The organism is Alteromonas infernus, assembly GCF_902705815.1.
Map to the genome: position 1 here is coordinate 201,486 of NZ_CACSIG010000054.1, position 14,687 is coordinate 216,172.

General features: G+C 45.4%; 12 protein-coding genes. 8 read left to right on the forward strand and 4 right to left on the reverse strand.

What is annotated here, in order from left to right:
* Positions 1-39: 39 nt before the first annotated feature.
* From ACX5J7_RS13515 to ACX5J7_RS13530, 4 genes are all read left to right on the forward strand, one after another.
* Positions 40-450: a rhodanese-like domain-containing protein gene (locus ACX5J7_RS13515; RefSeq protein WP_012519586.1), complete on the forward strand. Its 411-nt coding sequence runs from the start codon at positions 40-42 to the stop codon at positions 448-450.
* A gap of 156 nt (positions 451-606) precedes the next feature.
* Positions 607-1,008 carry a DUF2721 domain-containing protein gene (locus ACX5J7_RS13520; protein WP_020746504.1) on the forward strand — a complete coding sequence of 134 codons (402 nt, stop codon included), beginning with the start codon at positions 607-609 and terminating at the stop codon, positions 1,006-1,008.
* Positions 1,009-1,015: 7 nt separating this feature from the next.
* On the forward strand, positions 1,016-1,615 hold the full coding sequence (locus tag ACX5J7_RS13525) for a GNAT family N-acetyltransferase (RefSeq protein WP_024016832.1): 600 nt from the start codon (positions 1,016-1,018) through the stop codon (positions 1,613-1,615).
* A 51-nt stretch (positions 1,616-1,666) separates the two neighbouring features.
* Positions 1,667-3,001 carry an NAD(P)/FAD-dependent oxidoreductase gene (locus ACX5J7_RS13530; protein WP_498707327.1) on the forward strand — a complete coding sequence of 445 codons (1,335 nt, stop codon included), beginning with the start codon at positions 1,667-1,669 and terminating at the stop codon, positions 2,999-3,001.
* Positions 3,002-3,179: 178 nt separating this feature from the next.
* Here ACX5J7_RS13530 and tyrS read toward each other — a convergent pair whose 3' ends face one another.
* Positions 3,180-4,379 carry a tyrosine--tRNA ligase gene (gene tyrS / locus ACX5J7_RS13535; RefSeq protein ID WP_012519590.1) on the reverse strand — a complete coding sequence of 400 codons (1,200 nt, stop codon included), beginning with the start codon at positions 4,377-4,379 and terminating at the stop codon, positions 3,180-3,182.
* Between the two features lie 427 nt (positions 4,380-4,806).
* Here tyrS and ACX5J7_RS13540 point away from each other — a divergent pair, with 427 nt between their 5' ends.
* Together ACX5J7_RS13540 and ACX5J7_RS13545 are read left to right on the forward strand one after the other, a co-directional pair.
* Positions 4,807-6,132, forward strand: coding sequence for an OapA family protein (locus ACX5J7_RS13540; protein ID WP_015067897.1), 1,326 nt, complete (start codon positions 4,807-4,809; stop codon positions 6,130-6,132).
* 7 nt (positions 6,133-6,139) lie between these two features.
* Positions 6,140-7,342 (forward strand): anhydro-N-acetylmuramic acid kinase, encoded by a 1,203-nt coding sequence (locus ACX5J7_RS13545; RefSeq protein ID WP_498707328.1) that lies wholly within the window; start codon positions 6,140-6,142, stop codon positions 7,340-7,342.
* 50 nt (positions 7,343-7,392) lie between these two features.
* Here ACX5J7_RS13545 and fucP read toward each other — a convergent pair whose 3' ends face one another.
* Positions 7,393-8,730: an L-fucose:H+ symporter permease gene (gene fucP, locus ACX5J7_RS13550; RefSeq protein ID WP_015067899.1), complete on the reverse strand. Its 1,338-nt coding sequence runs from the start codon at positions 8,728-8,730 to the stop codon at positions 7,393-7,395.
* A gap of 501 nt (positions 8,731-9,231) precedes the next feature.
* Between fucP and ACX5J7_RS13555 the strand changes: the two genes are divergently transcribed.
* Both ACX5J7_RS13555 and ACX5J7_RS13560 read left to right on the forward strand, forming a co-directional pair.
* A complete protein-coding gene (locus tag ACX5J7_RS13555; protein WP_015067900.1) occupies positions 9,232-10,551 on the forward strand; it encodes a carbohydrate porin in 1,320 nt (439 codons plus the stop codon).
* A 270-nt stretch (positions 10,552-10,821) separates the two neighbouring features.
* Positions 10,822-11,943 carry an alkene reductase gene (locus ACX5J7_RS13560; RefSeq protein ID WP_015067901.1) on the forward strand — a complete coding sequence of 374 codons (1,122 nt, stop codon included), beginning with the start codon at positions 10,822-10,824 and terminating at the stop codon, positions 11,941-11,943.
* Positions 11,944-12,046: 103 nt separating this feature from the next.
* Here ACX5J7_RS13560 and ACX5J7_RS13565 read toward each other — a convergent pair whose 3' ends face one another.
* Positions 12,047-12,493: an SRPBCC family protein gene (locus tag ACX5J7_RS13565; RefSeq protein WP_015067902.1), complete on the reverse strand. Its 447-nt coding sequence runs from the start codon at positions 12,491-12,493 to the stop codon at positions 12,047-12,049.
* Between the two features lie 200 nt (positions 12,494-12,693).
* The gene (locus tag ACX5J7_RS13570) at positions 12,694-14,511 is read right to left on the reverse strand and encodes a trans-sulfuration enzyme family protein (RefSeq protein ID WP_015067903.1); all 1,818 of its coding nucleotides are present in this window, start codon (positions 14,509-14,511) and stop codon (positions 12,694-12,696) included.
* Between the last annotated feature and the right edge of the window lie 176 nt (positions 14,512-14,687).

Below are 14,687 nucleotides of genomic sequence, written 5' to 3' on the forward strand. Positions count from 1 at the left end.
GGCTCTAATATTTCATTATTACGGTAAGAGTTTCTTTTCATGCGGATTGTTGTTGCGGTTTTTCTTGTTGTGGTCGGTATTGCACTTTTCGTGTCGCTTCAATGTACGGCAAAAGCAACTTCGCAATCTCAGGCATCGGTTGCCGCATCACCTTATCTAATTGAACGGGTTGCTAACAACGACTGGCTGCTCATTGACGTGCGTTCCCCAAAAGAGTTTGCAGATGGTCATATACCCGGCGCGGTAAACATGCCTCACGAGAACATTAATGACTATTTGAGTGAGTTAGAAGGCCATAAAGATAAGCCTATAATTATCTATTGTCGTTCAGGTCGAAGAGCCAAGCTAGCAATGAAGGTTCTCGAAGATTTAGACTTTTCAGAAGTCATGCATCTAGAGGGTGACATGTTGGGCTGGAGCGCGGCAGGAATGACGGTAGATAGAATGTAAGTGCTTAGTATTTGTTTAGTGCCGATAGGTTACCCCCTCCTTCTGTATTCTTACACCCCCCTTATTTTTCTTACGTATTACGCTGTACACCACACCCTGTGTGATAATAAAAGCGTATGATACACTTAATAAAACTGACGCTTGTACGAACCTCTTATGAAAATAGATATCGCCACACCAGCCATGTTATTCCCTGCTATTTCTTTACTGCTCTTAGCTTACACAAATCGTTTTTTAACGTTGGCGACGATTATCAGAAACTTTTCTAAAGAAGAGCGCGACGACAATACCCAGGCACAAATCAAAAACCTGCGTTTGCGCATACAGCTTATAAAGCGCATGCAAATTGCGGGGGTTGGCAGCTTTTTTCTATGTGTCGTTTCTATGCTGGCCATTTACCTTACTTATCAGCAAGTCGGTAATTGGGTGTTCGCGGCAAGTTTAGTCTCTCTACTCTACTCTTTATGGATGTCGGTGAGAGAAATACTCATCTCAGTAGAAGCGTTAGATGTTCACTTAGATGGCATTAAACACAGCCCTAGTAACGAGAAACAATAGGCAAGTTATGACGCATACTGATACGCATCAATCGGTCATGGCACGCTTTGATATAAGCTATGCCCCCCTCGCTCCTGAACATTTTTCTGGCGTAATTTCTCTTGGAAATAAGGTGCAAGGCGATAATTATCTCACACAAGCACTGTTGGCCGACTATTACGCGAAAAGCTTTGTCGGTGATATAAACGCTAGTTGGGTAGCACTTAACCGAGGTAAAGTTGTTGGCTTTCGCCTAACCTTTGCCCATACCCAGTGGCAGTTTGATAAGTGGTGCACGCCGTCGCTATGGCCCGATATGATAGAGCACGTATGTTATTTTAAGTGCAATACCGTAGACCCTGCCATGCAAGGTGAGGGCATTGGCAGCGAATTGCTGCGCAAGTCTATTTCATGCGCTAAAGCACAAGGCGCAGACGCCGGGTTAGCCCATATCTGGCTGGCGAGCCCCAACAACAGTGCGTTCAAATATTTCACAAAAAATGGCGGGCAGTTAATTAAAAAACACGCCAATAAATGGCGCTATGCGTCTATTCACGAAGGCTATGACTGCCCGGTTTGTTCAGGATATTGTGAGTGTGAAGGCGCAGAGATGCTCCTTTCATTCTAAACGCTGTTTTGTATTAAGCCCTCTTTATGACCTACGACCCGCTTATTTCCCGTGGTGTTTCATCATCGCTTCCGGCAGCACCAAGCTACTGGCACGCCACACATCAGCCTATGGCGCAGCCTCCCCTACACAAAAAAAATAAGTACTGATTATTTGGTCATAGGTGGCGGCTACACCGGGCTGTCTGCTGCAATCACGCTAGCTCAAGCTAAGCAGGACGTTACGCTACTTGATGCAAATTCTCTCGGGTTCGGCTGTGCAGGCCGCAATGGCGGTTTTATCCTTTCTGGAAGCGGCCGACTGTCTTTGAGCGCCATTGAAAATAAATGGGGATATGCGGTTGCTAAGGGTATGCAGGGAGAGTTCGATGAGGCGGTGAGCTTGCTCAATCAGCGTATTACAGACTTTAATATGCAGGTCGATTTAGTAGAAGGGCCTTATTTAAAATTGGCCCATAACGTCAAGCAAGCCGAGCAACTATGCGCCAGTGCTAAACATCTTGCATCAAACTTCAATGTACCAAGCACTACCCTCACTCCAAAAGACCTAAGCGCGCGCTTTGGTATAGAAGGGGCTTACGGTGGCGTTGAGCTTGAAGGCGCATGTTTACACCCTTTAAAACTGGCGAGCGAATATGCACGAGTCGCTAAAGAACTTGGTGCCACGCTTTTCTACGACTCGCCTGCCATTCGCATTGAAAAGCAAAAAACAGGGTACCTTGTCACCACGCCAAGCGGTTCAGTATCAGCTAAGCATATACTTATTGCAACAAACGCCTATACACCTAAACGCTTTCATGAAAGCGTAGACAATAAGCAGTTCCCCGTACAGTCGAGTATCTTTGTTACCGCTCCTTTAAATGATGAACAACGCGCTTCAACCGGGTTAACCACACCCATGAGTTTTATGGATACGCGGATGATGAAATACTACTACCGGGTGTTGCCAGACGGTCGATTGTTGTTTGGCGGCCGTGGGGCAGTAAAAGGCAAAGATGCAGATAACGCGACAGAGAAAAAGCGCCTTTACGACGCCATGGTAAAAAGCTTTCCAGCACTTAAAGGCATCGTCATGGACTATTTCTGGAGTGGTTGGGTGAGCGTGTCGCTAGATAGCATGCCACGTATTTTCGTAAACAGTGAAGCGAGCAGTAATAACGCAAAGCGCTCTGCTTATTCTATCGGTTATGCTATGGGATATTGTGGTTCAGGGGTTTCCTTTGCCGCCTTTGCCGGGCAACGCCTCGCTCAACGAATGATGGGTACAAGCGACGTCGATTTATCTCTTCCTATTTATCAATCACCACTTAAAACATACCCGTTTCCCAATGCAAGAAGACTAGCGCTGCACGGTTTATATCAGTGGGCTAAAATTGCAGAGCGTTAGTCTTAGTGAATTTTTACGGTAAGTCTGCCGTATTCACCATTGTATGCAGTAAAGCGAAAAACCCATGCCATTCGACGGTAAGCGCCTTATTTATGGGGGCTTCGTTCCTATGTTGGAATTGTAGGTAAAAAAAGCCCGCTTAAATAAGCGGGCTTTCAAATACTAGTTTAGTGAAATATTAAGCTAGCGTGATACGGGCAAACTTGCGTTTACCTACCTGATATACGTTTTCACCTTTTTCGGTAATCACTAAACGGGTGTCTTCCACCTTATCGCCATTTATTTTAACTGCGCCTTGTTTAATCATGCGCATGGCATCTGACGTTGAACCAACAAGTTTCGCTTCTTTTAATAAATTGCCGATAGCGATGCCTTCGTCGCTTAGTGCTATTTCAAGCTCGGGCATGTCATCAGGGATGGCATTTTTCTGGAAGCGTTGAATAAAGTCTTGGTGTGCGCCTTCAGCGGCTGCATCGTCGTGGAAACGGGCAATGATTTCTTTTGCCAACATGATTTTAATATCACGCGGGTTTTCACCGCCTTCAACGCGCGCTTTAAGCTCTGCAATTTCCTCAAGAGGACGGAAGCTAACCAGGTCGTAGTAGCGCCACATCAAATCATCAGAAATAGACATCACCTTACCGAACATCTCATTAGGCGTATCTGTAATACCAATGTAGTTGTTCAACGACTTTGACATCTTTTGAACGCCATCTAAACCTTCAAGCAACGGAACCATGACAATAGACTGCTGCTTTTGGCCCTGCTCTTTTTGAAGCTCACGACCCATAAGTAGGTTAAAGCGCTGATCGGTACCGCCTAATTCAACATCTGACTCAAGAGCCACAGAGTCCCAACCTTGCACCAGCGGGTACAAGAACTCGTGAATAGCGATAGGCTGGCCGTTGTTGTAACGCTTTTTAAAGTCATCACGCTCTAGCATACGGGCCACGGTTTGGCTTGCCGCAAGTTTGATCATGCCTGCTGCACCAAGTCCGTCCATCCATTCAGAATTAAAACGAATTTCCGTTTTCTCTTCATCAAGGATCTTGAACACTTGTTCTTGATACGTTTTCGCGTTTTCTAATACCTGTTCTTTACTTAAAGGCTTGCGTGTGACATTTTTACCTGTAGGATCGCCAATAAGGCCAGTAAAATCACCAATAAGAAAAACAACCTTGTGGCCTAATTGCTGGAATGTACGCAACTTGTTGATCAACACAGTGTGACCAAGATGCAGATCAGGCGCAGTTGGATCAAAACCCGCTTTAATGGTTAGGGTTTTGCCGGATTTTAGTTTTTCAATTAAATCCTCTTCGGGGAGTATTTCATCGACGCCCCGTTTAATCTCAGCTAGCGCTGTTTGCCAATCTTTCATTTGTTAATCACACTCTTTGATAACACTACATTCAATATTGGCGGGCATTTTACGCGTACAACGGAACCATTAAAAGGTTTGCGCGTCAAAAAACGGATTACAAACAGTCATGTTGTTAAACCCAACAGCTTTGAACGCAAAATTAGCGTATTGAATAACGTTGGACTGAATGTGAGGGGGAGGGCTTTCGCAAATACGCGGTAAACCCATCCACGGGCGCTCCGCCACCGCTTCCCTGCGGTGGAGGGTTTGCTCCTGCCCTCCCCCTCGCACTCACCAATATTTAGATAACGCATAATATAATCGCGTGTTTAAGAGCTATTGGGTGTAACAATTTGCGCTAACAAAATAATGAGAAAAGTTGCATTTTTAAGCAACGTATGTGAAATAGTGCTGTGCACATAACATTTCTCAGGTGGGCTGTAGTATGAGAAAGAAATTAGACGCTTCAAAAGCGCTACATTTATATAAAAATTTACCTAAGCAACATAGAACAGGCATTGCTATTGCAAGCTTGTTTCTTGGTGGGCTTATCCTTTTGCCGTCGGAGCCCGTAGAGGCTAGCCGTCATCAAGAGGCACATATTCTGGACGCGGGGGTTCGTTACCCTGTAGATCTTCACATTACGCCGTCAACAGACGTATTTTCCGGTGAAGAAGAGTCTACGTGGCAAACCTATAAGGTTCGCAGTGGCGACACTTTAGCTAAGCTTTTTAAACGGGCGGGTTTTACCTCTCGCGACGTTTACAATGTAACGCGAGCTGGCGAGCTAAGTAAAACCTTAGTGACCTTGCTACCGGGCGATGAGCTATCGTTTAAAGCGAATAACGACGGCAGTTTTGGCGAGCTTAAATACAAGTTATCGTCAACAGAAACCTTATTTGTTCGCCCTGATACGTCAGATGAAAACCGTAGCTTAGTGGCTGAAGTTGAAAAACGGGCCGTCGATATTCGCTACAACTTCGCCCAAGGTGAAATTCACTCAAGCTTTTGGAATGCAGCCCGCGATGCCGGGTTAACCAGCAACCAAATCATGAATTTGGCAGGTATTTTTGGCTGGGATATCGACTTTGCAATGGAAATTCGCTCTGGCGACACCTTCAATGTTGTGTTTGAAGAACAATATATCGACGGCGAATTTGTTGGTTACGGCGATATTGTTGCAGCGGAATTCACTAACCAAGGCGAACATTTTAGCGCCATTCTTCACGAAGATGGCACATATTACACGCCTGAAGGACGCAGTATGCGTAAGAGCTTCTTGCGCGCGCCGGTTAACTTCAGATACGTAAGTTCTAACTTTACTAAAGCCCGTTTCCATCCGGTACAAAAGCGTTGGAAAGCCCACCGAGGCACAGACTATGTGGCTGCCGTTGGCACCCCTATAATGGCGGCAGGGGATGGTAAAGTTATCAAAGCAGGCTATGATAAATATAACGGACATCACGTTTTCATCCAGCATGGTGAAAAATACACCACCAAGTACCTACACTTTAAGAAGCGTGCTGTTAAAGTGGGCGATGTCGTTAAGCAGGGTCAAACGGTAGGCTATCTCGGTAGTTCGGGTATGGTAACCGGTGCTCACTTGCACTATGAATTCTTAGTAGATGGTGTGCATAGAAACCCTCGTACAGTAGAACTACCAAAAGCATTACCGATAGCAAAGGAAGAGCGAGAAAGATTTATGGAAATAGCTAAACTGCGCCAGCAGCAACTTAATAACAACAAACGTATTATGCTTGCGATGAAATAGCGGCACGATGGCAAAATATATCGGCCTAATGTCAGGCACTAGCATGGACGGCGTTGACGCCGTCCTATGCGAGATTACGCATACCTCTTGTAACACTCTCGCCGCCCATTCCATTCCCTACCCGACAGAATTGCTCTCAGCACTAAACGTGCTTTGCAGTGAAGGCCCTGACGAGCTTAATACGTTTAGTATTGCCGACCGACTGGTAGCGGAAGTCTTTGCGCAAGTTACTCTAGAGCTATTGGAAAAAAGCAGCCTCACAGCATCAGACATTACCGCTATAGGGTCGCATGGACAGACAGTACGTCACCACCCTAATTCAGATGTGTTGTCTGCACAGTTTTCAAATTCATCGATTCGCGGCTTTACCTGTCAACTTGGCGACCCTAATACGATTGCCGTGCTTACGGGCATAGATGTTATCGCCGACTTTAGGCGTAAAGATATTGCACTAGGGGGGCAAGGTGCCCCATTGGTTCCAGCGTTCCACAATACGGTATTTGCTTCTAATCACAGCCATCGTGCACTGGTCAATATTGGGGGCATAGCGAATATCTCTTTGCTAGCACCAGAGCGTGATAACGCCCCCCCTAAGGGTTTCGATACAGGCCCTGGCAACACGTTAATGGACCAGTGGATTAGCCTTCACTGTAATAAACCTTTCGATAAAGACGGGGCTTGGGCTTCATCTGGCAACCCGCATAATGGGTTGCTTCAGCAACTTTTACTCGACAAATATTTCAGTTTGCCCGCCCCCAAAAGCACTGGAAGGGAGTATTTTAATATTGATTGGCTTAGCAATACGCTTGCTGACTACTTCCCTTCTAGTGCCCATTTAGAAAGTGAAGAAACAGACCTTAACTTAGCCCCGCAAGACGTTCAGGCTACCTTGCTCGTTTTAACAGGCGAGACTATTGCTACTGAAGTTAAGCGACACTTACCCGTGAAGAACGCCGATGGCGATGTCAGCGAAGTTATTGTTTGTGGCGGCGGTGCATTCAACAAATCGTTAGTAAAATACCTTGAAGATACATTAAGTCACTACCGCGTTTCAGACAGCTTTACCCTAGGCATTCACCCTCAGCATGTAGAGGGGGCAGCGTTTGCTTGGCTCGCACACGCTTATATGCATGATATACCGGGTAATGTCCCTGAAGTCACTGGCGCATCGAAACAGTCAGTGTTGGGGGCTATGTATAAAAAGACATAAAAAAAGGGCCAATGGTTATCCATTGGCCCTATCGTCGTACAGCTTAGTAATTACTTAGCGATCCCCATCTCCATATCTTTTACCGCTTGAAGCTTTACATCGGCCTGCGGTTTAGCGCTCACCTTCTTAGCACGCATGTCGAAGAAGCCGTAACTACCTACAAGAAGAAAGCAAATAGCGGGAACAACATAAGAGATGACAATACCAGCGCTATCAATAATGGCTGCTTGGAAAAGCGGCATAATTGCCCCTCCTAAGATAGCCATGACCAATCCCGCCGCTCCTAGCTTAGTGTCTTCGCCTAAGCCTTCAAGAGCAATACCGTAGATGGTAGGAAACATCAGAGATAAACAAGCAGAAATTGAAACAAGTGCAATTACCCCTGCCAAGTTAGGTGACTGTGTCATGAAAATACACAATGCCATTGCAACTAGCGACATGATCATCAGTAGTCTTGCTGGATAGAGATACTGCATTAGCCACGTCATCACAAAGCGCGAAATAAGAAATACAATCATGCTGTATTGTAAAATCTCACCGCCGCTAACTTCATTGCCGCCAGTCGCTTCCATTGCATACTGAATGGTAAACGTCCATACACAAGTCTGTGCGCCAACATTGAAAAACTGAGCAAGGACACCAAAGCGGTAATGCTTATTAGCAACTAAGCGCTTCAGGGATGCACCTAAGTTCACGTCTTCCGCGCGAGCCTCTACCGACTCTTGAATTGGCGCTTTAGTAAGCGCAATCGCAATCCATACAACAACCAGCACGCAAGCCATACCAACATAAGGCAACATAACTGCATCAAGCTCTGAACCTATCACAGATTTAAGTTCACCTACCGACATAGCAGCACGCTCTTCTGCCGACGCTTGATTGAGATTGGGCAGAATAAGTGTGGCAGCCAGAAATACCCCAAGGTTTGTGCCTACCGGATTAAATGCTTGCGCCAAATTTAAGCGGCGAGTGGCGCTTTTTTCATTGCCCATCGCCATTACGTAAGGGTTTGCAGACGTTTCAAGGATTGAAAGCCCCCCTGCTAGTACAAAAAGTGCGGCCAAGAAAAAACCGTACGTCATGGTTTGACTTGCAGGGTAAAACAAAAAGGCACCGGCCGCTGCGCAACCTAAACCGGTAAGTACACCAGTTTTATACGAAAAACGTTTATTGATAAACGCAGCAGGAATTGCCAAACAAAAATAAGCACCATAATAAGCAAATTGAACAAGTGCAGATTGCAAAGACGACATAGTAAATATCTTACTAAACACCTTCACCAGAGGATCTGTCATATTTGCAGCCACCCCCCATGCAGCAAAGCAAATCGTTAACAATATAAAAGGGAGCAATGTGTCTTTGGAAACCAAAGGGGCGTTGTTTTTCATAAGAACGGCCTTTCGCTTGTAAATAATTAGTTAAGCAATTTAATCACTGCCCAGCACACCTGTCAATAAATCAATTTAATTTACTTATTAGAAATTATGCTTAAAATTATTCTTTTGATGTAGAAAGGTTTTAACAATCCAGCTCTGACTTATTCGTCACCCTTTAACTATTCAAAGATAAATTCATAAATTTCATACAGATAACTCACCTAGAGATTCAATAAAACTTAGCACAACGAGGTGACTAGAGTTATCAAAAACAGAAAACCCCGTTAACCAAAAAACAACACAATCTGTAAATAATTTAAATAAACAAGGTTGATTTAAACAGAAAGGTCAGATAAATTTCGCTCAAAAGCCACAAATGTTAATGCGTTGTAATCTTGCTAACTTCCAGTTTAGTTAGTTTCAACAAAGAGTTAGCAAAAACGTATTGGTGTCTGCGTTCCCTAACTAACACAAGTTTGGGTTAAACGAGCAATTTTGACAGAGAGAATAATGATGAGAAAACCTACGCGAATTAAAAATACCGGAGGCTTTCAGCAAAACCTGAGTGCAGCTTTACTATCAACCACTCTTTTGGTGTCTGGCACAGCCCTGGCCGACCAAGGCAAGTGGCAAGATGCTTTCGACTTTCAAGCAAGCTACACCGGGGAATCGGCAACTAACGTCGAAGGCGGTGAGCGCAGAGGCAGTGCATACGCAGGGCAGCTTTTTGTAGGAGGGGAACTCGATCTAAATACCCTGTTCAACTGGGAAGATACAAAAATTCATGTTGCGATGACCAACCGACACGGTAAAAATTTAGCAGAACATTATATTGGTAACAGTACGTCGGTACAGGAAATCTTTGGCGGTCAAAACACCCGCCTCGCTCGGTTCACCATTGCCTCGACCTTTTTGGATGGCGATTTAGAACTGGAAGGCGGCCGTACCGTAGCTAATATTAGTTTCTTAGGATCTGAACTGTGTCAGTATTTTCAGACCAACGCGGCATGCGGAAACCCTACTTTTGTATTTAGAACCAGTAACTTTACTTGGTGGCCTGTGTCTAGCTGGGGTGGTCACGCAAAATATTGGCTATCATCAAACACGTATTTCCACACGGGTATTTATGAAGATAACACAAGCCATCAGGACTTAGGCGACCATGGTTTTGACTGGGCTACGAATGAAGCCACAGGCGTTGTTGTCCCTTTTACGCTAGGCTACCAGACAACGTGGGATAACGATGCGTTACCAAGAAGATATGAAATTGGCGGCTGGTATGACGGTGCTGACTACACCGACCCAGTTTTTGACGAGCAAGGGAATTATGCCGCCTTATCGGGAAATGACTACGCCGTTCGAAATGGTCGCTCCGGTGTGTTTGCTCGCTTCGAGCAAACCGTCACTCGCCCCAATCCGTCCACTAAAGAAGGGTTAACCTTATTTGGCGCTGTGCTTACCGGCACGTCGGGGGAACTGATTGAAGACTATTATCTTAAAGCGGGTTTCGTAATGCGCGGCACGCTTGCTTCTCGACCTAACGATACTATTGGATTCGTCTTCACCCGACAGCAGTACACCGATGAAGCCTTAGAAGACCAACGTATATTGCGAGCGATGAATGGCGGTGTGGGCACCCCACCGAGTAGTCAAACAATGTTGGAGTTGAGCTACGGTTATCAGTTAAACCAACACGTTCGCATTCAGCCAAATGTACACTATATTATTAACCCCGATCAGTTCGCAGAACGCGACAGAGTTAGCGAGCTTGATGATGCGATTGTATTGGGCCTAAGGTTTGATGTAAATCTTGCGGGTCTTCTCATACAATAGTCTGTACTATTTCCCGTCAATAAAATAAGAGCGCATTAAGCGCTCTTATCAATGTATTCACCGTCATTATCAAAACGTACGGTTTAAGCAATCCAACCGCGCACAAATTGTGTATTCACTACTACTGTACATCGCTTAATGGTTACATCGTGGTGTTGGTTTGGCCAGCTGTCCATTTTTGCATACCGAAACAGGGGCACACGTGGTCATTGGTCTTATCACCAGATGAATCTTTGCGACAACGTATTACACATAAAATAAGGATAGTGAATGACAGATTCAGTACTTTTTAGCTCGTTTGATTGGGCCAGCAACACATTGCAAAACCGCATGGTATTAGCGCCAATGACGCGAGGGCGCGCGGGTGAAGACCGCATACCGAATAAAATCATGGGCGATCACTACGTTCAACGTGCCGATGCAGGTCTTATCATCACAGAGGCAACCGCCATTTCAGAAGAAGGCATTGGCTGGGTTGATACCCCTGGAATTTATACCGACGACATGGTTGAAGGCTGGCGTTCTATTGTAAATCGCGTTCACGAGGCGGGTGGCAAAATTGTTCTTCAACTGTGGCACACTGGCAGGGCCTCTCACAGCGATTTTCACAACGGAGATTTGCCCTTGTCGGCCTCGGCCATAAAAATCGAAGGTGACGAGATACACACGCCCAAAGGCAAGAAGCCTTACGAAGTGCCAAAAGCGATGACGTTAGACGATATTAAACGCACCGTGGAAGACTACAAAAAAGCAGCCATTAACGCCAAAGCCGCAGGGTTCGATGGCGTAGAGGTTCACGCTGCGAATGGCTATCTTATCAATCAATTTTTAGATAGCCGTAGCAATCAACGAGAAGACAGCTATGGCGGTAATCTAGAAAATCGCTACCGCTTTTTAGCTGAGGTAATGGACGCCGTGTTAGGCGTGTGGCCAGAGGAAAACGTAGGGGTCAGATTATCGCCAAATGGCGCCTTTAATGATATGGGCGCAGATGATTTCCGCGAGACCTTTACCTATGTCGCACAACAGTTAAATAAGTTGAAAGTGGGCTATCTTCACGTTATGGACGGCTTAGCATTTGGCTTTCATGAACGCGGTGAAGCCATGACGTTAGCCGAGTTCAGAGCGCTGTACGATGGCATGTTAATGGGTAACTGTGGCTACACGAAAGAAGACGCTGAGAAGCGACTGGCTGACGGCGATGCGGACATGATTGCCTTTGGTAGACCTTGGATCACCAACCCGGATTTGCCTACCCGTTTCAAGCACGACTACCCTCTTACCTCATTTGACGACCCATCGACATGGTATGGTGGTGGCGAGGAAGGCTACAACGACTACGAGACTTACCGAGAGAAGAGTGGAAAAGAAGCAATGACATCGTTGACCTAACCAAAGGGCAGCGAGCGTTAATGTAAAAGGCAGAGCAACGCCTCTGCCTTTTAAACACGCTATTTATTACTTGAAAGCGCGCATACCTAATAGCACATAGGTTTTAGCTGAACGTTTTTTTCTTTTTCGATAGCACAGCCAATTTTTCTAAGCACGACATCCACGCAAAGTGGTGCTGATCGCATTCTTTTTTATTCATAAACCCCTGCTGCAAAAGCACTAAACGCACTTGATTTTCTTCCGTTTCTTCAAAGTGAACGTCAACGGATGTCATGACAGACTCTTCCATGTTATCTTCCCATGCCCAAGAAAAAGACAGCTGCTCGTTAGCTAAAATAAGCACGTATTCACCGGTCAACGACATTTCTATGCCACTCGGGTACAACATTTTGATGCGGTAGCGCCCACCACTTTTAAAGTCGATCATGACTTGAGTCACCATGCAATCGCCAGGCGCAAACCACTGAGAAAGGTATTCAGGCTCATGAAACGCCGCAAAAACAAAGGGCAATGATGCATCTAGGGTCACATCAATTTTAAACTCGTGCATAACGCCGCCTTAGTTACGTTTGACTGTTAAGGGTATTTTATTTATTACTGTACACCAAAGACCTAAAAGCACTAAGCCCTATGTCGCTTTGATGCAGATAAAAAAATCCCGAGCCCGCGTAAGGAAAGGCCCGGGAGAAGGAGAACATCCTCATAACGGTATCGACAGCTTACAGCATTTTCTTGAGCTTAAACGTACACTTATGCACCTTTCATGAGCGAATCCATACTGGCTTTGCTGCTAAAGTGCTGTGAACATACTCTTTCGCTTACCGAGACGTACAATGCGTCAATATCAGCGTTCGCCATAAACTTCTCACAAAAGCCTGGCGCATGCGGTTCAATAAAATGCTTTGCGGCTAGCATAAAATGGGCAATTAACTGTTTTACATTGTCAGTCCCCATGGCGATACGCATTGTTGTAAGCTCTATGCCTGCCTTTTTCTGTTCATCGCTACTTAGCTCAGAGTGAGACGTAAGTGCAGGACATAAGACTATCGTATTGTTTTGACCTATGCTTACCTGATGGCTAAATGCCGGCTCTAACGCATCGAAGAAACGTACGAATACATCGCGAGGCAAGTTTGCGGGAGCCATATCTACGGTGAACAGCGTACAAGGCCAGCCATGCGTATGCTGTTTTTCACGAAGCCCCGCGTTTTCATGCTCTGGCAGTGCGTGGCAGTTCACCCTAATTTGATTATGCGCGTTAAGGAAAGAGGTAAAAACCTGAGTATTAATGACTTTGGTCATCATGCGCTGTTCAAGGGTTTTCATGCCATTTAGCACATCAAATGCTTTTTCAGAATCAAGAAACGCGCCTTTAATGTAGTACACATCCCAAAACATGGTCTCAGACCAGTCTACCCCATTGACTGAACTTCCTTTAGGCTGAAACATACGATGCCCCTCGCCTATTACAACCCCCGCCGTTGTTGCCCCGCTACCACACAAGTCCTTGGTGTAGCTGTGAATAACATAGTCAGGCCGTGCAGCTTTATTTTTGTGTTGCAGCGGCTGGTGAAGCACAGGCGTTGCCAGCGTGGAATCTAACATGACTAATGCATTTTGCGCATGGGCTAGCTCACAGATTCCTGGCACATCCAAAACGTAACCATGGGGGTTACAAGGCGACTCTAAATAAACATGCATGTTAGCGCCATTATCTAGGCGATCAGCATACTCCGCTTTGGTTTGCTGCATAAATTTCGCAAAGCTTTGCGTGTCGTAACCGTCAAACCATGCTATTTGAATATCCATTCTGTTTTGTCGAGCGAAATAATCGTGAAGCAGTTGATACACGCCGCCGTAAACGTTTCGAGAAACAATGAGTACATCGCCATGGCTCAATACATTAGACAAGCAGGCGTCTATTGCAGCCATACCCGAATTAAAGTTCCACGCCAAATAGTCAGCAGCATAAGGGCCAGCTTCCATATCAACAATCGCATTAGCGAGCGAGATGTTAGTAGGATTTAATAAACGCGAGTAAATTTGATGGGTAAACTCTTTACCCTGAAACGCATCGTCTACCCATTCAGTACAGGCATACACATAGGTTGCGGTTCTAACTACCACAGGTGTTGCCGAAAACAGCGCAGTCACGTTATCAAATAAAGGATAGTGCCCCTGAGAGCCACTTCCGCTTGATAAACTTTGGTAAGTTGCGCGAAATGGGTTTTGTAACGTATCCAAGGTTTTAGCGATTTGAAAAGATAGAAACTTTTTAGCATTGAAATATGCCACTCGGTCTTCTTTGTCGAGTCCTTGCAGCGTATTGCTGGTAATGTCCCACAGCTGCATCACGCTCGCATGGGCGCCGTATAAATGATGGGCCGTATTCGCTAGGGCTTTGCCATACTCGCTTGAGGCATCAATGCCAAAATGAGAAAGCTGTTCTTCCACCAAACCTTCAGTGGTTTCAGCTTTAGTCGTGTTACGCTTAGGCGAAAGCACTTTAGCATTTTTTACATCAACAGCGGTTGATACGGTGTTTTGATAGTTATTTTCTGACTGCATGGCGATTCCATTGCGAATTGACTTCAGATACGCGTTAGCGCGCACCAACACTATTTACAAAAATGTAAAACTTAAATCACATTTTTAGAACAACCAGCGCGACGATTTTACGTCCATGCATAGGAAAGAAAAGTTTACTTTGGGAAGGATAAGCGAATGACTGTAAGGGGTTCAAA

Excerpts from the sequence above, each read along its gene's own strand:
- ACX5J7_RS13560 (WP_015067901.1), top strand. The coding sequence starts at position 10,822 with ATGACAGATTCAGTACTTTTTAGCTCGTTTGATTGGGCCAGCAACACA.
- ACX5J7_RS13545 (WP_498707328.1), top strand. The coding sequence starts at position 6,140 with ATGGCAAAATATATCGGCCTAATGTCAGGCACTAGCATGGACGGCGTT.
- ACX5J7_RS13525 (WP_024016832.1), top strand. The coding sequence starts at position 1,016 with ATGACGCATACTGATACGCATCAATCGGTCATGGCACGCTTTGATATA.
- ACX5J7_RS13520 (WP_020746504.1), top strand. The coding sequence starts at position 607 with ATGAAAATAGATATCGCCACACCAGCCATGTTATTCCCTGCTATTTCT.
- ACX5J7_RS13555 (WP_015067900.1), top strand. The coding sequence starts at position 9,232 with ATGAGAAAACCTACGCGAATTAAAAATACCGGAGGCTTTCAGCAAAAC.
- tyrS (WP_012519590.1), bottom strand. The coding sequence starts at position 4,379 with ATGAAAGATTGGCAAACAGCGCTAGCTGAGATTAAACGGGGCGTCGAT.
- ACX5J7_RS13515 (WP_012519586.1), top strand. The coding sequence starts at position 40 with ATGCGGATTGTTGTTGCGGTTTTTCTTGTTGTGGTCGGTATTGCACTT.
- ACX5J7_RS13570 (WP_015067903.1), bottom strand. The coding sequence starts at position 14,511 with ATGCAGTCAGAAAATAACTATCAAAACACCGTATCAACCGCTGTTGAT.
- ACX5J7_RS13565 (WP_015067902.1), bottom strand. The coding sequence starts at position 12,493 with ATGCACGAGTTTAAAATTGATGTGACCCTAGATGCATCATTGCCCTTT.
- ACX5J7_RS13540 (WP_015067897.1), top strand. The coding sequence starts at position 4,807 with ATGAGAAAGAAATTAGACGCTTCAAAAGCGCTACATTTATATAAAAAT.
- fucP (WP_015067899.1), bottom strand. The coding sequence starts at position 8,730 with ATGAAAAACAACGCCCCTTTGGTTTCCAAAGACACATTGCTCCCTTTT.